This window comes from Lutibacter sp. HS1-25, assembly GCF_004121075.1.
Taxonomy (GTDB): Bacteria; Bacteroidota; Bacteroidia; order Flavobacteriales; family Flavobacteriaceae; genus Lutibacter.
Genome location: NZ_RHLN01000023.1, coordinates 1 through 25,534, shown reverse-complemented (window position 1 = coordinate 25,534; position 25,534 = coordinate 1). Strand labels below are relative to the sequence as shown.

General features: G+C 30.6%; 23 protein-coding genes and 1 tRNA gene. 10 read left to right on the top strand and 14 right to left on the bottom strand.

The annotated features are described in order from the left end of the window. Positions 1-44: 44 nt before the first annotated feature. The 3 genes from tig to EC396_RS09635 form a co-directional block, all read right to left on the bottom strand. Positions 45-1,364 carry a trigger factor gene (gene tig, locus EC396_RS09645; RefSeq protein WP_129366499.1) on the bottom strand — a complete coding sequence of 440 codons (1,320 nt, stop codon included), beginning with the start codon at positions 1,362-1,364 and terminating at the stop codon, positions 45-47. A gap of 87 nt (positions 1,365-1,451) precedes the next feature. Next, entirely contained in the window at positions 1,452-1,805 is a 354-nt protein-coding gene (locus EC396_RS09640) for a phage holin family protein (protein WP_129366498.1), read from the bottom strand. Between the two features lie 6 nt (positions 1,806-1,811). Further along, positions 1,812-2,576, bottom strand: a complete 765-nt coding sequence (locus EC396_RS09635) for an alpha/beta fold hydrolase (RefSeq protein ID WP_129366497.1) — start codon at positions 2,574-2,576, stop codon at positions 1,812-1,814. Between the two features lie 935 nt (positions 2,577-3,511). Between EC396_RS09635 and EC396_RS09630 the strand changes: the two genes are divergently transcribed. From EC396_RS09630 to EC396_RS09610, 5 genes are read left to right on the top strand one after another with little or no spacing between them, the layout of a single operon-like run. Continuing rightward, a complete protein-coding gene (locus EC396_RS09630; RefSeq protein ID WP_129366496.1) occupies positions 3,512-4,549 on the top strand; it encodes a hypothetical protein in 1,038 nt (345 codons plus the stop codon). Between the two features lie 60 nt (positions 4,550-4,609). Beyond that, positions 4,610-5,386: a glucose-1-phosphate cytidylyltransferase gene (gene rfbF / locus EC396_RS09625; RefSeq protein WP_129366495.1), complete on the top strand. Its 777-nt coding sequence runs from the start codon at positions 4,610-4,612 to the stop codon at positions 5,384-5,386. Continuing rightward, positions 5,371-6,453, top strand: coding sequence for a CDP-glucose 4,6-dehydratase (rfbG, locus tag EC396_RS09620; protein ID WP_129366494.1), 1,083 nt, complete (start codon positions 5,371-5,373; stop codon positions 6,451-6,453). The genes rfbF and rfbG overlap by 16 nt, the downstream gene beginning before the upstream one ends. Next, positions 6,450-6,995: a dTDP-4-dehydrorhamnose 3,5-epimerase gene (gene rfbC, locus EC396_RS09615; RefSeq protein ID WP_129366493.1), complete on the top strand. Its 546-nt coding sequence runs from the start codon at positions 6,450-6,452 to the stop codon at positions 6,993-6,995. The genes rfbG and rfbC overlap by 4 nt, the downstream gene beginning before the upstream one ends. Position 6,996: 1 nt before the next feature. Beyond that, complete coding sequence (locus tag EC396_RS09610; protein ID WP_129366492.1) at positions 6,997-8,223, top strand: class I SAM-dependent methyltransferase; 1,227 nt, start codon at positions 6,997-6,999, stop codon at positions 8,221-8,223. A 78-nt stretch (positions 8,224-8,301) separates the two neighbouring features. On the opposite strand, the gene EC396_RS09605 is transcribed toward EC396_RS09610, so the two are convergent. Beyond that, complete coding sequence (locus EC396_RS09605) at positions 8,302-10,530, bottom strand: polyribonucleotide nucleotidyltransferase (protein ID WP_129366491.1); 2,229 nt, start codon at positions 10,528-10,530, stop codon at positions 8,302-8,304. Between the two features lie 136 nt (positions 10,531-10,666). After that, on the bottom strand, positions 10,667-10,936 hold the full coding sequence (gene rpsO / locus EC396_RS09600; protein ID WP_129366490.1) for a 30S ribosomal protein S15: 270 nt from the start codon (positions 10,934-10,936) through the stop codon (positions 10,667-10,669). Between the two features lie 194 nt (positions 10,937-11,130). Between rpsO and EC396_RS09595 the strand changes: the two genes are divergently transcribed. Further along, the gene (locus tag EC396_RS09595; RefSeq protein WP_129366489.1) at positions 11,131-12,003 is read left to right on the top strand and encodes a hypothetical protein; all 873 of its coding nucleotides are present in this window, start codon (positions 11,131-11,133) and stop codon (positions 12,001-12,003) included. A 74-nt stretch (positions 12,004-12,077) separates the two neighbouring features. Here the strand turns inward: EC396_RS09595 and accD are convergent, their stop codons facing one another. From accD to EC396_RS09580, 3 genes are all read right to left on the bottom strand, one after another. Next, complete coding sequence (gene accD, locus EC396_RS09590) at positions 12,078-12,938, bottom strand: acetyl-CoA carboxylase, carboxyltransferase subunit beta (RefSeq protein ID WP_129366488.1); 861 nt, start codon at positions 12,936-12,938, stop codon at positions 12,078-12,080. A gap of 104 nt (positions 12,939-13,042) precedes the next feature. Beyond that, complete coding sequence (gene fbaA / locus EC396_RS09585; protein WP_129366487.1) at positions 13,043-14,110, bottom strand: class II fructose-bisphosphate aldolase; 1,068 nt, start codon at positions 14,108-14,110, stop codon at positions 13,043-13,045. Positions 14,111-14,223: 113 nt separating this feature from the next. Further along, positions 14,224-16,698, bottom strand: a complete 2,475-nt coding sequence (locus tag EC396_RS09580) for a BamA/TamA family outer membrane protein (RefSeq protein WP_164975237.1) — start codon at positions 16,696-16,698, stop codon at positions 14,224-14,226. A gap of 77 nt (positions 16,699-16,775) precedes the next feature. On the opposite strand from EC396_RS09580, the gene EC396_RS09575 reads away from it, so the two are divergent. Beyond that, positions 16,776-17,504 carry an RNA methyltransferase gene (locus EC396_RS09575; protein ID WP_129366485.1) on the top strand — a complete coding sequence of 243 codons (729 nt, stop codon included), beginning with the start codon at positions 16,776-16,778 and terminating at the stop codon, positions 17,502-17,504. On the opposite strand, the gene EC396_RS09570 is transcribed toward EC396_RS09575, so the two are convergent. The 5 genes from EC396_RS09570 to EC396_RS17965 form a co-directional block, all read right to left on the bottom strand. Continuing rightward, on the bottom strand, positions 17,501-18,196 hold the full coding sequence (locus EC396_RS09570) for a porin family protein (protein WP_129366484.1): 696 nt from the start codon (positions 18,194-18,196) through the stop codon (positions 17,501-17,503). The genes EC396_RS09575 and EC396_RS09570 overlap by 4 nt on opposite strands. Positions 18,197-18,199: 3 nt before the next feature. Next, entirely contained in the window at positions 18,200-18,928 is a 729-nt protein-coding gene (gene ubiE / locus EC396_RS09565; protein ID WP_129366483.1) for a bifunctional demethylmenaquinone methyltransferase/2-methoxy-6-polyprenyl-1,4-benzoquinol methylase UbiE, read from the bottom strand. A 7-nt stretch (positions 18,929-18,935) separates the two neighbouring features. Beyond that, positions 18,936-19,826, bottom strand: coding sequence for a NifU family protein (locus EC396_RS09560; RefSeq protein ID WP_129366482.1), 891 nt, complete (start codon positions 19,824-19,826; stop codon positions 18,936-18,938). A gap of 109 nt (positions 19,827-19,935) precedes the next feature. Next, positions 19,936-21,288: an OmpP1/FadL family transporter gene (locus EC396_RS09555; RefSeq protein ID WP_129366481.1), complete on the bottom strand. Its 1,353-nt coding sequence runs from the start codon at positions 21,286-21,288 to the stop codon at positions 19,936-19,938. Between the two features lie 20 nt (positions 21,289-21,308). Beyond that, positions 21,309-22,727, bottom strand: coding sequence for a hypothetical protein (locus EC396_RS17965; protein ID WP_205757933.1), 1,419 nt, complete (start codon positions 22,725-22,727; stop codon positions 21,309-21,311). A 105-nt stretch (positions 22,728-22,832) separates the two neighbouring features. On the opposite strand from EC396_RS17965, the gene proS reads away from it, so the two are divergent. The 3 genes from proS to rpsT all read left to right on the top strand — a co-directional run bounded on the left by proS (position 22,833) and on the right by rpsT (position 24,745). Further along, entirely contained in the window at positions 22,833-24,311 is a 1,479-nt protein-coding gene (gene proS / locus EC396_RS09545) for a proline--tRNA ligase (RefSeq protein WP_129366480.1), read from the top strand. 86 nt (positions 24,312-24,397) lie between these two features. After that, positions 24,398-24,469 (top strand) — tRNA-Glu (locus tag EC396_RS09540). A 24-nt stretch (positions 24,470-24,493) separates the two neighbouring features. Beyond that, entirely contained in the window at positions 24,494-24,745 is a 252-nt protein-coding gene (gene rpsT, locus EC396_RS09535; RefSeq protein WP_129366479.1) for a 30S ribosomal protein S20, read from the top strand. 307 nt (positions 24,746-25,052) lie between these two features. Here rpsT and EC396_RS09530 read toward each other — a convergent pair. Beyond that, on the bottom strand, positions 25,053-25,534 hold a 482-nt coding region (locus EC396_RS09530), incomplete at its 5' end, for a transposase (protein WP_164975236.1).

The following is a 25,534-nucleotide window of genomic DNA, read 5'->3' as shown; positions in this document are numbered from 1 at the left end:
AAAGCCGCAAATTGCGGCTTTTTTAATTTATTAAGTTTCCTATTTTATTTGTAAACTTCCTTTACAAATTCTTCATAGTTTACTTCTTTTTCTTCAAAAGTAATATTCTCTTTGTAGAAATTTAATAATTTTTGACTAACCAATTGCTCTTGCAAACGTTTAGCTTCTTCTTGGTTGCTTAATACACGTACAACAATATCATCCAATTCTTTTTCTTCAGGATTTAACTGACCGTATTGAGCCATTTGCGCTTTTACAAAACCTTTTGTAAAATCTTTCAATTCTTCAAAATCAAGCTTTATATCATTGTTTTTCAAGACCTTACCTTCAATCAATTGGTAACGCAATCCTTTTTCAGACTTTTCGTATTCTTCAGCAGCTTGCTCAAGACTCATTGGTTTTTCACCTGCAACAGACAACCATTTTTTCAAAAACTCAGCAGGTAAATCAAATGCTGTATTTTCAACTAAATATTCTGTAACTGCGTTTAACAATTGTTGATCTGCTTGAGATTGAAATTGTTTTTCAGCATCTTCTTTAATACGCTCTCTTAATTCATCTTCAGTATGAACTACATCTGGACCAAAAACTTTATCTAATAACTCTTGGTTAACTTCTGCAAGTTCAGTTGCATTAATTTCTTCAATAGTAAAAGTCAAAGAAATTTCTAAACCGTGAATTTCATCATGTGATAAACCTAAAGCACCCATTAATTTATGAGCATCTTCAAATAATCCTTTTGAATTAACTTCAATTACATCACCAACTTTAGCTCCTAAGAACATTTTTTGGTTTGCCTCAGCGATAGTTTCAAAAGCTATTGTAGATTTTTTGTTGATTTCTTTTTCTTCATTTACAAAAGTTCCAGTAATATTAACACCTTCAATCACTTTTTCTTGAGGAACAATTTTACCAAAACGTTTTTGAATATTCTCAACTTCTTTATCAATCAATTCTTTATCAGCAACAATATTGTATTTAGTAACTTTCTTTTCAGCATTTAAATTAACTTCAAATTCTGGAACCAATCCTAATTCAAATTCAAAAGAATAATCATCTGCATCCCAAGAAAAATCATCTTGCATTTTTGGTAATGGATTTCCTAAAATGTCTAATTTTTCTTCAACTAAAAAATTATTTAATGATTCTTGAAGTAATTTGTTTACTTCATCAATCATAATAGATTTTCCGTATTGCTTTTTTACCATTCCTAAAGGCACTTGTCCTTTTCTAAACCCAGGAATATCTGCTTTTTTACGGTAATCTCTTAAAATTTTATCTACCTTCTCTTGATAATCAGCTGCAGAAATTTCAACTTTTACCACTGCATTTAATGCATCAACACTTTCTTTTGTAATATTCATTTTATGTTGTTTTTATCTTAAATCCTTAAAATTGGGTGCAAAATTACTACTTTTTACGCACTTTTCAAAAATTTAATTCATTCGAATTCAAGTATTTTGTTTATCATCTCGTAAAAAAGAATATAAAACAGACTGAAACATAGACAATAAGATACTAAACAGTAAAGCAACCCAAAAACCATCTACATAAAAACCTTCTACAAAATAGCCTGCCAACAATATAATAACTGCATTAATAACAAGTAAAAACAAACCTAAAGTTAAAATGGTTGCAGGTAAAGTTAGTATTACGAGCAAGGGCTGCACAGTGATGCGTAAAAAACCTAAAACAATAGCCACAAATAGGGCATTTGTAAAATCGGATACCGCAACGCCAGGCAAAAATTTTGCAATAATCATTACTGCAATTGCTGTAAACAGCATTCTTATCAATGTTTTCATAATTAATTAATTTAAAAATTTAAGTACTTCAGTATAAAACTGGATTGGATTTTCAGCATGTAACCAATGTCCTGCATTTGTAATTGTTACAATTGTAGCATCAGAAAAATGAGCTTCAATTAAAGAATCATCCTCTTTTGTTATATAATCTGATTTTTCTCCTTTTAAAAATAAAGTAGGATTATCAAAATGCGTAAATGATGGAAGTGCTTCACCAACTTCACTATTTTGAAGGGTTAATGCATGTAAATTAAATCTAAAATCCAAACTTTCCTTTGTTCTCCAAAATACGTTTTTCAACATAAACTGAATAATTCCTGGCTCTTTAATATACAACTTTAAAACATCTTCCACTTTTTTTCGTGTATTATGAATCGAAAAGTTTACAGCATTTAAAGCTGCCAATATATGCTCATGATGTGGTTGATAATATTTAGGACTTATATCTGCCACTATTAATTTTGACACCAACTCTGGATATGTTACCGAAAAAAGCATTGCAACCTTCCCTCCCATTGAATGTCCCAAAAGATAAATGTTTTTCAAATTATAGTGCGCAATGTAATTGTACAAATCTTCTACCAATAATTCGTAATCAAACTCATTGGAATGAAAACTGCGTCCATGATTTCGTTGGTCTATTAAATGAACCTCAAAATTTTCAGCAAATTTATTTCCCAATGCTTTCCAATTATCACTCATACCAAAATAACCATGTAAAATAAGCAAAGGGTTTCCTGCTCCTATAATTGTAGAATGTAAAATTTCCATATTGAAATGAATTTAAGTAGCTAAACAAATTTATTTAAACAATTAAAATGCTACTAATAATTAACTTTTGCCAAAAATAAGCATTAATTATTTATTAAAAATAATGCCAAACTCAAACAATCAGATCCATAAAAAAAGAAAAAATAATTGTTAACAAATTACAAATTAACAACCTGATATTACCAAAGCAACATTAACGCATTGTAAACACAAATAACATTAATATTATATTATTTAGCACGTTTTACCATACAAAAGGATGGATAATCCATAAATAAATTCATTGTATTTGCCTGTTAATAAATAATTTAATAAATTTGAAAATATAAAAACATACTATAATGTAAATACAATTTCAACCCCTAAATTATATTCACATGAAATCAAATAATAACAATGACTTAACGACTTCTGAATCAATTATACAATTTGCTAAAAGAAATTATCAAACTTATCTAGCTCATTATCAATCTAGAAATTTACAACCTATGCCTTTTGATGAATTTATAAAAAATTACAGCAGCTAATATTTAATTACTCAAATGTTTTTAACAACATTAAGTACCTTTTAAGCATTTACTAAAATTAATTTTATCCTATTTTAAATATTACATTTAAACCAAACCACTTTAATAAAATACACAACTTAAAGTAATAAAATAAATATTAGTTATACCTAAATTTAGATATGCTCAATTTAAACAAGCTCTAAAATAAATGCTTGAGCAAAAAAACACCAAAAAATTACATAATACTTATTAATACCTAGTAATTATTAACACATCTCAAATTAAAATTTAATTACACCTAAATATTTCTTTTTTTCTAAATATATTTTTTACTTTTACTGAAGTTGCAGCGCCCCAATTACGCAATATGTAATGCAATTTATTTTGACTTCTGTATAAATAATAAATAAAGACGCACCCACAACTATGAAAAAAAAGATTCTATTTATAACAGACTGGTCTAGTCGACTAGAAAATGGTGCTGTACTTCAAGAACTTTTAAACAAGAATTATTCTGAAAATTACGAATGGACAGTTTGGACTTGCAAAATTAAAGAAAATAACTCCTTTTTATATAGGTGGTATAGCTACACAAAGGGCGCATTTTTTATTTTAAAAAACAGAAAAAAATATGATACCGTTGTAGTATGGCAACAAATGATTGGATATTTATTGTTTGAAATCGCTAGAATTAGTCAAATTAAAATTCCAAACATCATATCATATACCTATTTAAACTATCATAAAAAATGTTTTTTTGGTAATTATAAAAAATTTTTAGTGAAGCACGCTATGTCAAAATCAAAAGCTTTGATATGGCCTTCAATGGAAATGTGCACAAATGCAAAAAATGATTTTCCAAAATTTGCTTATAAAAATTATTTCACTGTTAATCCAATGATGGACATTAGAGATTTAAATTTACCTGTTGAAAAACAATTAGATGATCCCTATTTTAGAAATGGTGTTTATGCTGCAGGAAAAAGCGACAGAGATTTTAATATTGTAATAAGAGCTTTTAGAAATACTGACATACCTGTAACAATTGTTTGTACAGATAAATATACTATAACTGAAAAAAACATAACTCCTAATATTCGGATTCTTAGATTTTCAGAAGTTGATGCCAACCAATATTATGCCTTAGCATTACAGGCATTTTGTATTTTAAATTCTGTAACAAATGCAACTTCGCCTTGTGGACAATTACTTGTACATTTTGGCATGGAAAATTCTATTCCAACTATTTCAACCGATGGATATTCTGTAAAAGATTACATTGTAAATAATGAAAATGGGGTTGTTTTTAATGTTGGAAAAAGTGAAGAAATATTAGAATGCTATTATAAATTAAAAAATGATGAGGCATTTAAAAATAAAATAACCACCAATGCTAAAAAAACAATTAAAGCAATGAGTGCAAATAATTTTATTGATAAACTTATCCATATTATTGAAAATTAATCAACAATAAAACATTATTCCCCATAAAAATATTTTTATTCATCCTATAATTTAAAATCTATGAAAGTTGTAATTTTTGCCGGAGGTCTTGGAACTAGAATAAGTGAAGAAACCGATAAGATTCCCAAACCAATGGTAAACATTGGCGAAAAGCCAATTTTATGGCACATCATGAAAACATACAGCCATTATGGCTACAATGAATTTATTATTTGCTTAGGCTACAAAGGTTATGTAATTAAAGAATATTTTAAAAATTATTTTTTACACAACTCAGATATGACAATTGACATTAAAAATAACAATGTTGAAATACATAATACAGATTCAGAGTCATTTAAAGTTACCTTAATTAACACAGGACTTAATACTGCAACAGCAGGAAGATTAAAACAAGTGCAAAAATACATTGACAATGAAGATTTTATGCTTACCTATGGAGATGGCGTTTGCAATGTTAACATTAATGAATTGGTGAAATTTCATAAAAGTCATAATAAAATTGCTACAGTTACTTCAATTCAGCAAGATGCTCGTTTTGGTGGAATGGATGTTGCTCCAAATGGCGATGTACTTTCCTTTAGAGAAAAAACTAAAGATGAAGGTAAATGGATAAATGGTGGTTATTTTGTTTTAAAACCAGAAGTATTTAAGTACTTAGATTATGATGTTTCTCAAGTGATGTGGGAAGACGAACCTATGGAACAACTTACTCAAGATAAAGAATTATCTTCATACCAACATAAAGGTTTTTGGAAATGCATGGATGCATTACGTGACAAAAATGAATTGGAAGAACTATGGAAAACCAATAATGCAAAATGGAAAGTTTGGTAAAAGAAAATCACTTATTAAAATACAAAGGAAAAAAAGTATTTTTAACCGGCCACACAGGATTTAAAGGCGCTTGGCTTACCACTTGGCTTTGTCAATTAGGTGCAATTGTTAAAGGGTATTCGCTTGAACCAAAGGATAAAAACGGATTGTTTTCTGTGATTGCTAAAAAAAATAATTTTGAAAGCATTATTGCTGATATTAGAAACAAAGAACAGCTAGAAAAAGAGATTTTAGATTTTCAACCAGATTATATTTTTCATTTAGCAGCGCAAGCATTGGTTAGAGAATCTTATGAAATTCCTTCAGAAACTTTTGAAGTAAACGCTATTGGAACTGCAAATGTATTAGAAGCTGTTAATAAACTAAAAATTAAATGTACCGTTGTTGTTATTACAACTGATAAGGTATATGAAAATAAAGAAATAGATTATCACTATAACGAATCGGACGAACTTGGTGGTTACGACCCTTACAGCGCTAGTAAAGCTGCTACTGAAATTGTAGTAAGTTCGTTTAGACATTCTTTCTTCAATCCTAAAAAATATAAAGAACACAAAAAAGGAATTGCAAGTGCAAGGGCTGGCAATGTAATTGGTGGTGGAGATTGGAGTAAAGACAGACTGATTCCTGATATCGTTCGTTCATTAATCGCTTCAGAACCTGTAAACGTTAGAAACCCTTTATCTGTTAGACCTTGGCAACATGTGCTAGAACCTTTAGGCGGTTACTTATTATTAGGATTACTTTTAAATGAAGAACCTTTAAAATATGCTGGGGCTTATAATTTTGGCCCTTTACCTTACGACCATCTACCTGTTAAAGAATTGGTTAATTTGTCATTAGAATGTTGGGGAAGTGGTAGCTGGGTAGATACTTCAGATGCATCACAACCACACGAAGCAGGGCTATTAAAACTAGATATTAGCAAAGCCAAAAATGTATTAAACTGGTCTCCTAAATTAAGTAGTAAAGAAGCTGTTCAATGGACTATTGACTGGTACAAAAAAAGTACAGATGTGGTTTTTGATTTTACGGTTGAACAAATTAAAAATTACCAATCTAGATGATTTTTACCCAAACAACATTAAAAGGAAGTTATGTAATTGATCTTGAACCAAAAGGTGATGATAGAGGTTGGTTTTCAAGAACTTTTTGTGAAAATGAATTTAAAAAAATTGGACACACAGCACATTGGGTGCAGTTAAACCATTCATTTACAAAAGAAAAAGGAACTATAAGAGGAATGCATTTTCAAACACCTCCTTATGGCGAAATTAAATTAGTTAGATGTATATCGGGAGCAGTTTTTGATGTTATTATCGATTTAAGAAAAGATTCGCCAACTTTTTTAAACTATTTTGGAATTGAAATATCTAGCGTAAATAAAAAAATGATTTATATTCCAAAAGGTTTTGCACATGGTTTTCAAACGCTTACTAACGATTGTGAATTAATTTATCATCACTCCGAATTTTATACCCCAAATTCTGAAGGAGGAATTAAATATAACGACCCAAAAATAGCCATTAAATGGCCAATACAAATGCAATCTATTTCAGAAAGAGATAATTTGCACCCATTAATTAACACAAATTTTAAAGGACTATAATATGCTATGTAGATTTTGTAAAACCGAACTTGAAAATGTTTTTATTGATTTGGTAAATTCACCTGCTTCAAACTCATTTTTAACTGCTGAACAATTAAATGAACCAGAAACTTTTTATCCATTAAAAGTACACACTTGCCATAAATGTTTTTTGGTTCAAGTTGATGAATATAAAAAATCTGATGCTATTTTTGATAGCAACTATGTATATTTTTCTTCATTTAGTACAAGTTGGCTAAAACATTCAGAAAAATATACAGATATGATGACCAAACGTTTTGGTTACACAAAAGATTCGTTGGTTATTGAAGTTGCATCTAATGATGGTTATTTATTGCAATATTTCAAACAAAAAAACATTCCTGTACTTGGTATTGAGCCAACTGCAAACACCGCAAAAGCTGCTAAAGAAAAAGGCATAGATTCTATCGTTGATTTTTTTGGAACTAGACTTGCTAAAGAATTGACTAAAAAAAATATAAAAGCTGACCTCTTATTAGGAAACAATGTTTTAGCTCACGTACCAGATATTGTAGATTTTGTAAAAGGACTTCAAATACTTTTAAGCGAAAAAGGCGTTGTTACTATGGAGTTTCCTCACCTTATGCAATTGGTAGATAACAACCAATTTGACACCATTTACCACGAGCATTTCTCCTATTTATCTTTCTATACAGTAAAACAAATTTTCGCTTCTCAAGGATTGGAAATGTTTGATGTAGAAGAAATTCCAACACACGGTGGTTCTTTGCGTATTTTTGCAAAACATCAAAATGATTCGACCAAAGAAATTAGTCAAAATGTTGAAAATCTGTTGAAAAAAGAAATTGACAAAGGACTAACCTCGCTCTCATATTATGATCATTTTCAAGAACAAGCGTTAAAAGTAAAGCTTGATATAACTTCATTTTTAATTGATCAAAAAAGAGCTGGTAAAAAAGTTGTAGCTTATGGTGCTGCTGCCAAAGGAAACACAATGCTAAATTACTGCGGAATAAAAAATGATTTGATTGAATTTGTTGTTGACGCAAATCCGCACAAACAAAATAAATTTTTACCGGCTAGCCATATCCCTGTTGTAAACGAACAAACTTTAAAAGATTTTCAACCAGATTTTGTTATAATATTCCCTTGGAATATTAAAGAAGAAATTGTAAAACAATTAGCTTATATTAAAGATTGGGGAGGTAAATTTGTTGTTGCCGTACCTGAATTAGAAATAATTTAAACAATTATAAAAAACATATTACAAAAAAAATAGGCTATCTTTTCAGATAGCCTATTTTTTATATATAACGTTTAGAAATTAATCTCTTCTTGGTTTTCTATCTCTATCTCCACCACGATTGTCTCTACCTTTATTATCACGTCCACCACTTTTTTTATCATCTCTTGGAGGTCTTTCAACAAAACCTTCTGGTTTAGGTAATAAAGCTTTTCTAGAAACTTTGTCTTTACGTGTTTTAGGATCTTTTCCAAAATACTTAACATCAAAAACATCACCCATATTAACAACATCAGTTACATTGTCTGTACGTTCCCAAGCCAATTCTGAAATGTGTAATAAAACTTCGTTTCCTGGTGCTTCTAAATATTCAACAACAGCTCCAAAATCAAGCATTTTAATTACTTTAACTTCGTAAACACTTCCTACTTCAGGTTTAAACATTAAAGAGTTAATTTTAGCTAATACAGCATCAATTCCTGCTTGGTTAGTTCCTAAAATTTCAACAATTCCTTCAGTAGTAACAGGATCTTCATTAATAACAATTGTACAACCTGTTTCTTTTTGCAACTCTTGAATTACTTTTCCTCCAGGACCAATTAGCGCACCAATAAAGTCATTAGGAATAGTTCTTGTAATCATTTTAGGCGCGTGTGGTTTCACATCAGCTTTTGGCTGAGAAATTGTATCAGTTATTTTTCCTAAAATATGTAAACGACCTTCACGAGCTTGTTTTAATGCATTTACCAAGATTTCATAAGACAAACCTTTGATTTTAATATCCATTTGACAAGCAGTAATTCCGTCTGCAGTTCCAGTAACTTTAAAGTCCATATCTCCTAAATGATCTTCATCACCTAAAATATCACTTAAAACAGCGTAACGATCACCATCAGAAATCAATCCCATTGCGATACCCGAAACTGGTTTTTTCATTTGAATACCAGCATCTAATAATGCCATTGTACCGGCACAAACTGTTGCCATTGAAGATGAACCATTAGATTCTAAAACTTCTGAAACAACTCTAACTGTATAAGGACAATCAGCAGGAATCATACCTTTTAAAGCACGTTGCGCCAAGTTTCCGTGACCAACTTCTCTACGTGAAGTACCTCTTAAAGGACGGGCTTCACCTGTTGAAAATGGAGGAAAATTATAGTGTAAGTAAAAACTTTCTTCACCTGAATAAGTTGGCATATCAATTTGGTTAGACTCTCTTGAAGTTCCCAAAGTAACTGTTGCCAATGCTTGAGTTTCTCCTCTTGTAAAAATTGAAGAACCATGTGTTGAAGGTAAATAATCAATTTCACACCAAATTGGTCGAATATCAGTTGTTTTTCTACCGTCTAAACGCAAACCTTCTTCAAGAGTTAAGTTTCTAACAGCACTTTTTTCAGCTTTTGAATAATATTGTGAAATTAAAGCACCTTTTTCAGCCAATTCTTCTTCCGTAAAAGTTGCTTTAAATGCTTCTTTAATTTCTGCAAATGCAGCACTACGCTCATGCTTAGCACTTCCAGCTTTTGCAATTGCATATACTTTGTCGTAAGCAAAATCATGAGCTCTTTGCTCTAATTCTTCATCAGTAATTGCCAACTCGTAAGTACGAGTTTCTTTTTTTCCTACAGCCTCAGCCAATGCAACTTGAGCAGCACATTGAACTTTAATAGCTTCGTGTGCAAATTTAATTGCATCAGCCATTTCTTCTTCACTGCACTCATCCATTTCACCTTCAACCATCATCACAGAGTCTGCAGAAGCACCCACCATCATATCAATATCAGCTTCTAATAATTGTGCTCTACTTGGGTTGATGATAAATTTGCCATTAACTCTAGCAACACGCACTTCTGAAATTGGCGTTTCAAAAGGAATATCACTCAACATAATTGCTGCTGAAGCACCTAAACCTGCTAAAGCATCTGGCATTACGCTTTCGTCATGAGACATTAACTGTACCATAACTTGCGTTTCTGCGTGGTAATCTTTTGGAAAAAGAGGTCTTAAAACACGGTCAACTAAACGCATAGTTAAAACTTCACCATCACTTGGACGTGCTTCACGTTTAAAGAAACCACCTGGGTATTTACCTGCTGCGGCAAACTTTTCTCTATAATCTACAGTTAATGGTAAAAAATCAATACCTGGACTTGCGCTGTAGTTTGAAACTACAGTACAAAGCAACATTGCATTGCCCATTTGTACAACAACCGAACCGTGCGCTTGTTTTGCTAATTTTCCTGTTTCTAAAGAAATGGTTCTTCCATCTCCTAAATCAATAATTTGTGTATGTACCTTAGGTATCATAAATAATTTTTTTTAATTAAATTAAACAATTGGTTGTTGTTGTGTTGTGTTTACCAATGAAAAGTTTAATGTGTGCTTTCTTTGAATTTGAAAAAATAAAAAAAAAGAGGCAATAATTTGCCTCTCTCTTTTGAAATTATTTTCTTATTCCTAATTCTTGAATAACCTCACGATATTTTACAATATCAGTTTTGATTAAATAATCAAGTAAATTTCTTCTTTTACCTACTAATTTTACTAATGAACGCTCAGTGTTAAAATCTTTACGATTTCTTTTTAAATGCTCAGTTAAGTGGTTAATTCTGAAAGTAAATAAGGCAATTTGTCCTTCTGTAGAACCAGTATTCGTAGCTGATTCTCCGTGTTTAGCAAAAATTTCTGCTTTTTTTTCTTTTGTTAAGTACATGCTAACATTAATTTATTAATAATTTTTATGTATCGCTATTGCGCAAGCATTAGCGGCTGCAAATATACGACTATTATTTTGAATTACAATTAATTGAATTGGAACTATTTTTTATATCCTATTAAACTTTTCTAAATTTTTATGGTCTAATGTTTAATTACAATTAAATATCAATAACCCAAAAACTAAATATTATGAAATTACAAAGCTTAAAATTAAATGCAATTATTACACTTTTAATTGCTAGTATGTTATTTATAGCTTGTGAAGAAGCTAATTCTATTGACGAAACTACAGCTGCAATTACTGAAGATCAAACCATAGCACTTGTTGAATCTGATGATATTTCTGACGAAGTAGACAATATTGTTGATGATTTTTTAAGTGAAGAATTTGCTGTTGCAAATAAAAATGAAACTTCAAAAATCGAATTAAATAGTACAGGAGGAAGACCTGAATGTGTAACCAAAACAATTGTTTTAGCTGGAGCTAGCAAAACAGTAACTTTAGATTTTGGCGACGGCTGCACAATGCCTAACGAACATATATTAACAGGAAAAATTATTATGAGTTTTATGTTTGATAAAGCATCAAAAACAACAACTATTACTCAAAGTTTTGAAGGTTTTACATTTAATTCAATAGCCGTTACAGGAGAAAATACGATTGTAAGAACCAAAGAAAATGAAAATGGCAATCCACAATCTGTTAAAACAATTAATGTTACACTTACTTGGCCTGATGGTGAAACAGCAACAAAAACAGGCACAAAAACACGTGAATTTATTGAAGGATACGACACTAAAACTTGGGGTGACAATGTGTTTTTAATCTCAGGAAATTGGAACTGTACATTTAAAAATGGTACTGTATTCTCTTCAAATATTACAACCAACTTAAGACGAGAAATGGCTTGTAGATTTTTAGTAAGTGGTACTATTGATATTGTAAAAGCTAAACGAGTTGGAACAATTGATTTTGGTGATGGTACCTGCGATAATATAGCTACTTTTACAGACAGCGAAGGAAATATTAAAGAAATTACCTTAAAACACAGACTTAAATAACTGATCTCAAAACATAAAAAAACGCTTAAGAATTAATTTTTAAGCGTTTTTTTTATACTAAAATATGTAATGATTTACTTTCTAATAGGTAAATTTTGAATCAAATCAACATATAAATTTATTTGTTTTTTTAGATTTTTTCTTTCAATTATTTTATCTAAAAAACCATGTTCCAATACAAATTCTGAATATTGAAATCCAGGAGGCAATTCTTTACCTGTTGTATCTTTAACAACACGCGGACCTGCAAAAGCAACCAAAGCATTTGGTTCTGCAAAATTCACATCACCAAGCATTGCATATGATGCTGTTGTACCTCCAGTTGTTGGATCTGTACATATTGAAATATAAGGTAATTTTGCTTCAGCTAATTGGGCTAATTTTACAGATGTCTTTGCCATTTGCATTAACGACAAAGAAGCTTCCATCATACGAGCTCCACCTGATTTAGATATAATAACAAAAGGTAATTTATGCTTAATTGCATAATCTATAGCACGTACAATTTTTTCTCCTACAACGCTTCCCATAGAACCACCAATAAAAGAAAAATCCATTGCTGCAATAACAATATCTTTTCCTAATGATTTTCCTACAGCAGTTCTTATAGCATCATTTAAATTTGTTTTTGCGTAGGCTTGTTTTAACCTATCTGGATATTTTTTTGTGTCTGTAAATTTCAAAGGATCTTTAGAAACTACATCTTTATTTAATTCTGTAAATTCATTATTATCAAATAAAATTTCAAAATATTCAGCACTTCCAATTTTTACATGATACCCATCTTCTGGACTTACATAATAATTTACTTTTAACTCATCGGTATCAATAATTTTACCGCTAGGAGTTTTGTACCATAAACCTTTTGGTACATCTTTCTTATCTTCGGTAGGAGTTTGAATACCTTTATCTTTTCTTTTAAACCAAGATGACATAAAATTTGTTTTAGTTGAAAATAGTGGTGCAAATTACTAAAAAAAATAAAGAGAACATATAAAAATATATCCTCTTTAATTAATTTAATTTTTTTTATACCTTTTTATAAGGTATTTACGTTGTTTAAATCTTTAAAAGCTTCAATTAAACGTGTTTTAAAAGTTTCTTCACCTTTACGTAACCAACCACGTGGATCGTAATATTTTTTATTTGGAGCATCGGCACCATCAGGATTTCCTATTTGTGTTCTTAAATAGTCAATTTTATCATTCATATAATCTCTAATACCCTCAGTAAAAGCAAATTGAAGATCTGTATCAATATTCATTTTAATAACACCATAACCAATTGCTTCTCTAATTTCTTCTAAAGAAGAACCTGAACCACCGTGGAATACAAAATCTACTGGATTTGGGGCTGTTCCGTTTTCTTTTTCAATAAATTTTTGAGAATTGTCAAGAATTTTTGGAGTTAATTTTACGTTTCCTGGCTTGTAAACCCCGTGTACATTACCAAATGAAGCGGCAATTGTAAAGTTATCGCTTATTTTTTTAAGTTCATTGTAAGCGTAAGCAACCTCTTCTGGTTGTGTGTATAATTTTGAAGCATCAACATCTGAATTGTCTACACCATCTTCTTCTCCTCCAGTAATTCCTAATTCAATTTCTAAAGTCATACCCATTTTACTCATACGAGCTAAGTATGTTTTACAAATTTCCATATTTTCTTCTAATGATTCTTCAGATAAATCAATCATATGTGAACTATATAAAGGCACGCCGTTTTCTTTGTAAAATTGTTCACCTGCATCTAACAATCCATCAATCCAAGGTAATAATTTTTTAGAACAGTGGTCTGTATGTAAAATTACAGGTACACCATAAGCTTCAGCTAAAGTATGAACATGTTTAGCTCCTGCAATTCCTCCAGCAATAGCAGCTTTTTGACCTTCGTTAGAAAGACCTTTACCTGCATTAAATTGTGCTCCACCATTTGAAAATTGAATAATTACTGGTGCATTTAATTCTTTTGCTGTTTCAAGTACAGTATTAATTGTGTTAGAACCAATAACATTAACCGCAGGTAATGCGAATTTTTTAGCTTTGGCAAGTTTAAAGATTTCCTGAACCGCAGTGCCTGTAGCAACTCCTGGTTTTATTGAATGACTCATGATAATTTTGGTATTTAATTAATAATTAGGTTGAAAACAAAATTACTAATTTTTAAAGATTAAAGTGATATCGTATGCAAAAAATGCGAAATCGTAATAGTTTTTTATTAAAATTAGAATGGGTAACTAATACCAAAATTATACACTGCACTCCCAAAATTATAGTTTTTAAACCATTTTTCACCATCTTTTAAATAGGGTTCATAAGTTTTAAAACCAAGATCTAAACGTATCAAAATAAAACTTAAATCGTACCTAATACCAAAACCAGATCCCAAAGCAATAGATTTTAACGATGCTAAATTTTTGAATTTAGCTTCAGGAGACACCAATGAAGAGTTTGATAAATCCCAAATATTTCCAGCATCAGCAAAAATGGCTCCTTTAAAACTATTTAAAAGGTTAAACCTATACTCTAAACTAGTTAACAATTTTAAATTCCCTACATTATAATCCAATCCGTTGTTTGTTGAACCCAAACCTAAATCATATGTTTTCCAAGCACGTAAATCGTTTGGACCACCAATAAAATAGCTTCTTGTAAATGGTATAGTTGATGAGTTTCCGTACGGAATTGCAACTCCAATAAAAGCTCTAAACGCAATGGTATTTTCTAAGGCTATACTCCAAAATTTCTTATATTCAAGATCTAACCTTGTATATTGAGCTACGGGTGTATTAAAAAACGTTTTTACATTGTTAGAATCTACTTGCTTTATAATTGCATTAAAAACATTACCTGATGTAGCAATACGAGCCCTAAAAAAAGAAAAATCATTGTCTTCATAATTTTCTCTATTGTTATAGGTAAATGTATAGGCTAGCAGAGGAATAAAATTGTCTTCAGTAATAATATAGTATCTGGCTTCTATATTTTTGGCTGTTTCATACTCTAATGGATTTGTTGCTTCAAATTCGGGCGTAATTTCTTGTTTAATAAAATCAATTGCGTTGTAAGGCGTTAATATATAATCAGGAAAATAAGCTTCTTGTATGGCTTTGATTTCGCCATAATCATAGGTATAAACTTTAAAATATTGATCTGGATTTAGGTTTTTAACAAGTTGTACGTTAAAAATTTCAACACTATGTTTTACTTTTTTTGATCCAACCCAATTATAATCTAAAATTCCTGTAAATTTTTGTTTATCTAATCCTACGTTTTTTTGCAAACTTGTTCCTAGCGTAAATAATGTTCTTGGTGTTTTACCTTTTGAAACAATTCGCTCTTGATTAAAAGGTGTTAAAAATCTAGGAAATTCAATTGAAACGTCTGCTCCAATTTCCCAAGCATTTAACAAACGATTGTTAGTATCTGCAGCATCTTTTGAATCTAAAAACGAACCAAGAATAGATAATTTTAATATTTCTCCACCTTTAAAAATATTTTTATTTAAAAATGATACTTTACCTGTAATCCCCAACTGACTTACGTTAGAATGTGTAAGTTCTGTATTAAAACCTACACCATATTTTTTAAGCGGAGTTAAATATATAGAAGCTTCTAAATTATCATCATCTAATTCTGTGTACTTAATATCAACACCTCTAAAGTTATTTAAATTTCTAAAACTTTTGCGGGTTAACTCTCTAGCTTCATCTTGATACAAACTATTTGGCTCAATAAAAATATAATTCAAAAAATATTTAGGGTTGTATCTCAATTCTTTTTGCGAATAAAACGAATACCCTTTATAAAAAACACTATCAATAATTGGGTCTTCTTTGGTGTCAAAAGAATAATCGGTATAAATATTTATCTTTTTTATTCGTTGAACTTTAAAAGGGAAATTAGCTATACTATCATTTACCAGTAATTCAATTTTAGATTTATTATTAATTGAATCTGCTTCAAATGTAATGGCATTTTTATTAAAACGGTAAACACCCGAGTTTCTAAACAATTCAGTTATTCTATTTTGCTCTTCAATAAAAGACGATAGTTTAAATGGTTCATTTACTTTTAAAACCGAATTTTGTTTTGAATTTTTATAAATAGAATCTAATATTTTAGACTCAATATTTGTTTTTATACTGTCTATAATATAACGCTCTCTTGTTTCAATAAAATAGTTAACTTTTGCTTTTTTCTTTTTCAATAAAACATCTTCAGATGTAACCTTTGCATTAAAATAACCTTCGTTAAAAAAGTGTTGTGTTAAATTATCTATAGTTTGCTTTGTTTTAACGTGGTCTAAAATTGTTGGTGCTTCACCGTTTTTTATACTATTTTGATTGGCTCTGTATTTGAAATTACGATACCCTCTTGCCTGTTTATCAGAAAAAATACCTGCAATAAAATTGTATTTCTTAGGATTGTCAGCTTTCCATTGTTCAAAATCTGTTTCAAAATTCTCATCAGCTCTATTGTATATATACAATTGCAATGGCAAACCCAAAACCGATTCGTTGGGACGTTGTACTATATAATCGGTGATTTCATATTTTACATTTTTTTTACCATTTACATATACGGTATTGCCTGTTAACAAGTACTCATTTTCAGGAACTAATTTAACAGCATTACAAGATGAAAATCCAAAAGCTATACTAACTAATATTATTAATATTATAAAATTGGTTTTCAATAAAGAAGAGTTTAAATTTGTTCCAAATGTAAAACTTTTAAAGGTATTACCCAATTACAATTTATTAAAAAGAACTTATGGCTTTAAGCAAAAATCAATTGAAATTAATTACCAGTTTACAACAAAAAAAGTACCGCACAAAACACGGTTTATTTATTGCTGAAGGAACCAAAGTTGTTGAAGAATTTTTAAATTCTAATTTTATATTAGATCAATTGTTTTTTGTTGAAAACAACGGCTACGAAACTTTAAATAACACTACTCAAATTTCGGAAATTGAATTAAAAAAAATAAGTTTATTAAAAACACCTAACAATGTTTTAGCTATTTTTAAAATTCCTGCGGAAGAAAACCTTTTAAATAATGGTTTTATTGTTGCATTAGATGACATAAACGACCCTGGAAATTTGGGAACAATTATAAGACTATGTGATTGGTTTGGAGTTGACCAACTAATTTGCTCAAAAAACACAACCGACTGTTACAATGCCAAAGTTGTACAAGCCTCAATGGGATCATTAACCAGAGTTTCTATAATATATACAGATTTATTAAACTATTTAAAAAACACATCGCTACCAAAATATGCTACGCTAATGGATGGTGAAAATGTTTACAAAAGTAAGTTACCAAAAGAAGCTGTTTTAGTAATGGGAAATGAAGCTAACGGTATTAGTAACAATGTTTTAGAAGTATTAGACAATACAATTTCAATACCTCGTTTTGGAAATATTCAACAAACTGAAAGTTTAAATGTAGCAACCGCTACCGCTATTTTATTAAGTGAATTTAAGCGTTTAAACTAATGAAAAGCTAGTTTTAAAAAAATACCACGAGACGTAAAATGATCTACATTTCCTGTCCACGGACTATTAGGGTCATTGTCTCTTACCAACTCATCATTAATTCCAAAAATACCTCTAATTGAAGGTGAAAAAATAAAATAAGGCATATAAATATCTATACCCAAACCAAGTTCATACGAAAAATTACTTTTTTTCATTCTAAATTCACCATCCGAGTTGTCATCAGGATTGTCCTCGTTACTCGAAAAATTATAATCGTATGAAACTCCACCTACAACATACGGCCTAATATTATTGTAACGATCTGTATTAAATTTCAACAACAAAGGAACTCTTAAATAAGTTGCACCAACTTTACGAATACTATCTTTAGTACCTCCTGGAATATACGTAAAATCAAGTTCTTTGGTATTACTAGATAGCCCTGGTTCCAATCTTAAACTTAAATTTTCGTGCAATCTAAGATCTCCAATTAAACCAACATCAAAACCTACAGCTGGAGTTACGTTTATAAAATCGCCTTCTGCTTTGTATGAAATTCTATAATTTTTCATATTAAGTCCCAAATAATAACCCCAAAAAACTTTTTGCTTATCCCAATTTTGTTGATACTCAACCTTGTCTCTCTTTTGAGCATTTACTTGGTTAAAAGCAAACAGCATTATAAAAACGGTTATAACTATTTGTTTCATATATTATTTTTTTGCTATATAAATTGATGCAACACCAAAAGTTTGCGGTTTATTTTCTATAGCTATAAACCCCGTTTTTCTTAAAATATTGTTGAAAGCTTCGCCATAAGGAAAAGAAGCTGCAGAATCTGACAAATATTTATATGCAACTTTATCATTTGAAAAAAGACGACCAATAGTTGGTAAAATTTTTGTTGAATAAAAATGATACCCTTGTTTATAAGGACTTTTAGTAGGAATAGAAGTTTCTAAAACTACAAAAGTACCACCAGGTTTAAGAACTCTATAAATTTCTTGCAAACCTTTTTCTAAATTTTCGAAATTACGAACACCAAAAGCTACAGTAATTGCATCAAAAGAAGCTTCTTCAAAAGGAATTTTTTCCGAATCAGCCAACACCATTTCAATTTTACTATTAAGGTTTAATTTTTCAATCTTTTTTCTTCCTACCGAAAGCATTCCGTCTGAAATATCTAAACCAACTATTTTTGAAGCTGAAGTTTTGGTTAAATTAATTGCCAAATCTCCAGTACCTGTAGCAATGTCTAAAACTGTTTTAGGATTTGTTTTACCTACAATTTCAACTACTTTATTTCTCCATTTTATATCTATTCCAAAAGAAATAACACGATTTAAACTATCGTATTCTTTTGAAATAGTATCGAACATTTTTGTAACCTGTTCTTTTTTTCCTTGTTCAGAATTTTTATATGGTGTTATTTTTTCAGACATAAATAGTTTAGTAATTTACAGCTACAACTGCTTCAATTTTACCAGGAATCATTTGTTTTAACATATTTTCAATGCCATTTTTTAACGTAATTGTTGACGATGGGCATCCACTACAAGCCCCTTGCAACACTACATTTACAATTTGCGAATCTTGCTCGTATGATTGAAACAATATATTACCTCCATCTGCAGCAACAGCAGGTCTTATATACTCATCTAAAATACTAATAATTTGTAATGAAACTTCATCTAAATCTTCATCATTAACTGTAGTAGTTTCTGTTTTTACTTCAGTCTCTGTTGCAATTGCAATGGTTTTACCACTTGCAATAAACTCTTTTATAAAACTTCTAACTTCAACGGTTACATCACTCCATTCAACAGTGTCATTTTTTGTAATTGAAACATAGTTTTCAGAAATATAAATTTCTTTTACAAATGGAAACTGGTATAATGCTATCGCTAAATCAGAATTTGAAGCTTCTTCAACATTTTTAAATTCAAAATCTACAGCAACCAACTTTTTGTTTGCAACAAATTTTAATACTGATGGATTTGGAGTTACTTCAGCATACACTTCAACAGGAACTCTTTTTTGTTCAGTTTCTTCTGTAACCAATACGCCTCCACTGTTTAAATAATTTTCTAATTGTTCTTTTACTTCTTCTTGCACATCACTCCATTCAACAATTGAATATCGCTCAATAGCAATAAAATTAGCTGAAAAAAGAACTCTTTTTACAAAAGGCAAATGAAATAATTGCTGTGCTAATTGTGAGTTCTTAGTTTCGTCAATATTATTAAACTGATAGCTACCACGCGTTAAAATACCATTGGTTGTAAACTTAATGATTGTATCGTTGGTTGTTTTTTCTATTTTGAAAGAGATCTGTTCCATTTTTTTAAATATTTGTGCAAAAGTACTAAAAACATATGTAGGTATTTTGTTATAAATAAAAAAAACGCCTCAAAATAGAGACGTTTACATATAAATTTATAAAAATAATTTAGATACTAATTATTAATGTAGCTGTAACTTTTGAAGTTTTAAAATCCAATTCAACTGAATTAACCTCTGGATAATTTGGATAAAAATTATAAGGTGCTGTTTTTGAACTTTGCAGGTATGATAAATCAAATTTAACCATTCCAAAATTATAACCCAAACCAGCAGACCAACCTTCTAAATTGTCTGATGAAATAGCATCTTTATAAGGACTTTGCTCAAAATGATAACCACCACGTACAGATGCTTTTTTTATACGCCACTCTGTACCAACTCGCACTTCGCTAACACCATTCATGTTATTTCTAAAAGCTTGGTTTTCGCCACCAAAAGGACCATTTCTCAACTCAATTTTACTGTAGTTTTTATAAATATAATCAATACTTAGCAAACCATATTTATCAAAAATATAAGCAAAACTTCCTGTAACTTTACTTGGTGTTCTTAAATTGTAATAAAAATTACTTACTCCAGAATAATCGGAATAAGTTTGACCTACATTGCTATAATAAACTTCAGTATCATATTCTAAAAAAGTTTCATCCATATTGTACCAAACAGGTGATTGATACGCTAAACCAATACGGGTGTTTTTTGAAGGTTTTGCAATAAGACCTAAATTAAATGAAAACCCATTTCCGTAAGTTGATAATTCTTGAATACTTGAAGCCTCCAAAAAATCGTTATTTAATGAAGAATAATTATTTTCTTCAAGTAACGTAAGCTGATAATAATCGGCATTATAGCTTATCAAAGACGCACCAATATATAAATTATTCTTGTATTGTGAAGCTACCGTAAAAGTGTATTTATTGGTTCTTCCACTGGTCGAATTTTCAAAATATTGACCATCAGAAGAATCATAATACAATGGATTATCATCATTAGGATCTACAGTCCAAGTTGGATAATTACTATTTCCTATAACACTCCAAAAATTTTCAAACTCGTTTGCTGTTGAATAGTCAAATGCAAATGCAAATTTTCTCCAACCATCATTATTTGCTGAATAATTTGGCTTAAATACAAATACACCTCCAGCTTGTGCAAACCTAACAGGGTTTGTATTTGAGTTGCTAGTTACACCATAATAACTAGCCTTTGTGTCAATTCCATTAAAATTTAACGACATTGCAACTTCACTATTTAAAAAAACGGCTGCACCTGCTGGATTACTTTCAATAGCCGTAATATCACCACCCAAACTTCCAAAAGCACCACTCATAGCGTTAAAACGAGCAGTACCATCTATCTTTTCATTAGTGATTAAAACACCAATATCATTATAACTTAAAGTTTGTGCAAAACCTATAAATCCAGCGCAAAGCGCTATAAGTAGTAATAAATTTTTCATAATTTGGTTAAATTAAATATTTAATTGCGTCTAGAAATTGTTGAATTTGACGATCCTCTACTAGATGAACTTGTTGATACGGAAGAACTTCTACTTGAATAACCGCTTGATGCATCACTTGAATAACGAGCAGTTGAACCCGAAAAATAATTTACAGATTCAGAACTAGTTGACCTCCTATCAGCATTGTTAGTCGTACTTGAACTTTGAGCATAGCTATTGCTATTACTTGTTGAACGTACAGAACTTTCTTGCTTTTGATTGTTAACTCGTCTAACCGAAGATGATGTATTTGTGTTTGGCGAATTGCTATAATTTCTTTTTACACTACTATACCTAACTGGATTATTGCTAGTTGTTTCCGTAGAAACAACTTCTTGCCTATTTACAGTTGATTGCGATGTTGTTGAAGGAGTGTTGTTTAGTGATGAACTACTTCTTCTAGTGCTTCCGCTTCTCATAGAAGGGCTACTGCTTCTTTGATAAGAAGGACTGCTACTTCGTTGGTACGACGGACTACTATTGCTTCGTTGGTATGAAGGACTACTGTTACTTCTCTGGTAAGAAGGCGTACTTCTTTGATTTGAATTATTTGAAGATCTAGTAGTTGCTTTTGTAGGCTGACTAGTAGTTGAATTTGCACGTCTATTTGTTGTACTATTTGTAGTACTATTATTTGTACCTGAATATCTGCTTAAGTTGGTATTTTTAGTAATATCGTTATCTGTACTTCTTCTGGTTGAAGAATTTCTATAACTTGAACTTTCATTTACGTTAGATGTTGATCTACGTCCGGTTGTTGAAATGTTTGTACTATTATTTCTACCAGAGGTATTATTTGAATCTCTTTTCCCATAACTATAATAAGGTGGACGGTAAATTGGATTAACAGGGTAATATGGCGGGCGATAACCTGGATAACCACCATAATAAGGTGGGCGATATCCCGGATAACCTCCGTAATAAGGAGGGTAATAGCCTGGGTAACCTCCCCAATAATCTCCTCCCCAGAAACCACCCCATCTATATCCATAATACGGATACATTGGTGTATAAAAAGGATTGTACCAGTTATATCCTGAACTTACAGTAATTACAACATCATTTGTAAATTCCCAAGGAGCCTGACCTCCACTACCATCATTATAAGAATCCTGTGCATAGTAATATTCATCAATATCTGTAAATATTTCGCTATCTTCTTGTTCACCTTCACTATATGAATCACTTAATTGAGAGGCAAAATAATTGGTATCAAAATTTGATTGACTTTGAACCACAACCGTTTCACCAGGAGCTACAACTATAGTTTCCGCCTCGTAAATTCCATCACCACTGTAGACACTTTGATAACTACCACAGGCATACAAACTCATAAATACCACAACAACCAACGTTATTTGGTATATTTTTTGGCTTACTATATTTGAAAGTCTCATAATCAATTGAAATTTTTTATTGTTCAACACTTAAAAAAAACTAATTTTGTCGAAAATTAACATTTTTTATTATAAGGTTGCAATATTTGTGCCAATTTTTTGATTATGAGTAAGAACTTGACAAAAAGAGAAGAAGATTATTCCAAATGGTATAATGAACTGGTTGTAAAGGCCGATTTAGCTGAAAATTCAGCAGTTAGAGGATGTATGGTTATCAAACCATATGGATATGCTATTTGGGAAAAAATGCAAGCCCAATTAGACAAAATGTTTAAGGAAACAGGCCATGAAAACGCTTATTTCCCGTTGTTTGTACCAAAAAGCTTGTTTGAAGCTGAGGAAAAAAACGCTGAAGGATTTGCAAAAGAATGTGCCATTGTAACACATTACAGGTTACAAAATGACCCTGACAATCCTGGAAAATTGAGAGTAGACCCTTCTGCCAAACTAGAAGAAGAATTGGTTGTAAGACCTACTTCTGAAGCTATTATTTGGAATACCTATAAAGGATGGATACAATCTTACAGAGATTTACCTTTATTAATTAATCAATGGGCCAATGTAGTACGTTGGGAAATGCGCACCCGCTTATTTTTAAGAACTGCCGAATTTTTGTGGCAAGAAGGACATACAGCACATGCAACTAAAGGTGAAGCAATTATAGAAGCAAAAAAAATGCAAGAAGTATATGCTGAATTTGCTGAAAACTTTATGGCAATGCCAGTTGTAAAAGGTGCAAAATCTGAAAGCGAACGATTTGCAGGTGCAGATGAAACTTACACAATTGAAGCTTTAATGCAAGATGGAAAAGCTTTACAGGCTGGTACTTCTCATTTTTTAGGACAAAATTTCGCAAAAGCCTTTGACGTAAAATATACATCTAAAGAAGGCAAACAAGAATATGTTTGGGCAACATCTTGGGGGGTTTCTACAAGATTAATAGGTGGGTTAATTATGACGCACTCTGATGATTTTGGTTTGGTTCTACCACCAAAATTAGCACCAATACAAGTAGTTATTGTACCTATATATAAAGGAGACGAACAATTAGAAGCAATTACAGCCAAAGTAAATGTAATTGTAAAAGAACTTCGCAGTAAAAATGTTTCAGTAAAGTTTGATGATAGAGATACACATAGACCAGGTGCCAAATTTGCAGAATACGAATTAAAAGGTGTTCCTGTTAGAATTGCGATGGGAAATAGAGATCTTGAAAACAACACAGTAGAAGTAGCCAGAAGAGATACTTTTGAAAAACAAACCATATCACAAGATACAGTAGTTGATTTTGTGGTAAATTTATTAGACGAAATTCAAGAAAACCTATTTACGAAAGCAATTACTTATAGAAACGAACACATTACAAAGGTTGATACTTTTGATGAATTTATTGATGTAATTGAAAATAAGGGTGGATTTGTTTCTGCGCATTGGGATGGAACTGCTGAAACTGAAGAAAAAATCAAAGATTTAACAAAAGCGACCATAAGATGCATACCAAATGAAAATATTTTAGAGGCCGGAAAGTGCGTATTTACTGGGGCTGCGTCGACTCAACGCGTTTTATTTGCAAAATCTTATTAATTTTTTGAAAAAAAGTTTTGAGAAGTGAAAATAAGTTGTATTTTTGCATCCGCAATGAGGAAATAAAGTCATCGCAAACAAATAATGGTCCGTTCGTCTAGGGGTTAGGACGCCAGGTTTTCATCCTGGTAACAGGGGTTCGATTCCCCTACGGACTACAAAAATTTAATTAAAAAATTAAAATGGCAAATCACAAGTCAGCATTAAAAAGAATTAGAGCTAATCGCGTTAAGCAATTAAGAAACAAATATCAGCATAAAACAACTCGTAATGCTGTTAGAGTTTTACGTGCTACAACTGAAAAGAAAGAAGCTGAAGTACTTTATCCAAAAGTAGTTTCTATGCTAGATAAATTAGCTAAGAAAAATATTATTCACAAAAACAAAGCGAATAATTTAAAATCTAAATTGGCTAAGCTTGTAGCTGCAATTTAATTTTTTAAATAAAATATTTAAAAAGCATCCAATAATTTGGATGCTTTTTTTTTGCTCAATATTTACTTATTTTAAAATTGAATACTACTGCACTCTAAAAGTTTTACAACAAAATATAATACAATTGACAATCGTTCTCTAAAATAGAGAAACTACAACCAAAAATTAGAATAAATTTTTGCAACAATGGAAATCTGAGCATTGATGTTTTAAAATTATCAATTATAAAAAACGGGTCAATAACAATTGTTGTGTTTATGCAAATATTGTTGTTAATCTAAAAAGGAATCAATAACAATTGTTGTGTTTATGCAAATATTGTTGTTAATCTAAAAAGGAAGAACTCAACGTTTCTAACTCCTCTAAATTGAGCTCTAAACGCTTTTATTTTAGCATTGAATGATTCAGCTGAAGCATTAGTGCTTCTATTTATAAAATAGTTTAGGATTGACCTATAATTGAGTGTTATCGTATTTGCAATTGTGTTGAACGCTTTAAAACCTGTATTTTCTACATCTTTATACCAATGTGCTAGCTTTGTATATGCTACTTCTATAGTTTTGGCTGTATTGAATATGTTCCTTAGTCCTTGAGTAAGATCAAAAGCGATTTTTATATCAGGATATTGATCGAACAATATTTTGCTTCTACAGTATTGGCTTTCTGTCCAATTTGAGGGGGCTTTGTATAGCAAGTATCTACTTCTAGCCAAAAGTTGTTTTCTTGTGTCTCCGTTGCTAAACTCTTTGGGAGAGCATGTGCTGTTCTTTGCTTTTGCTAGTTTTATCT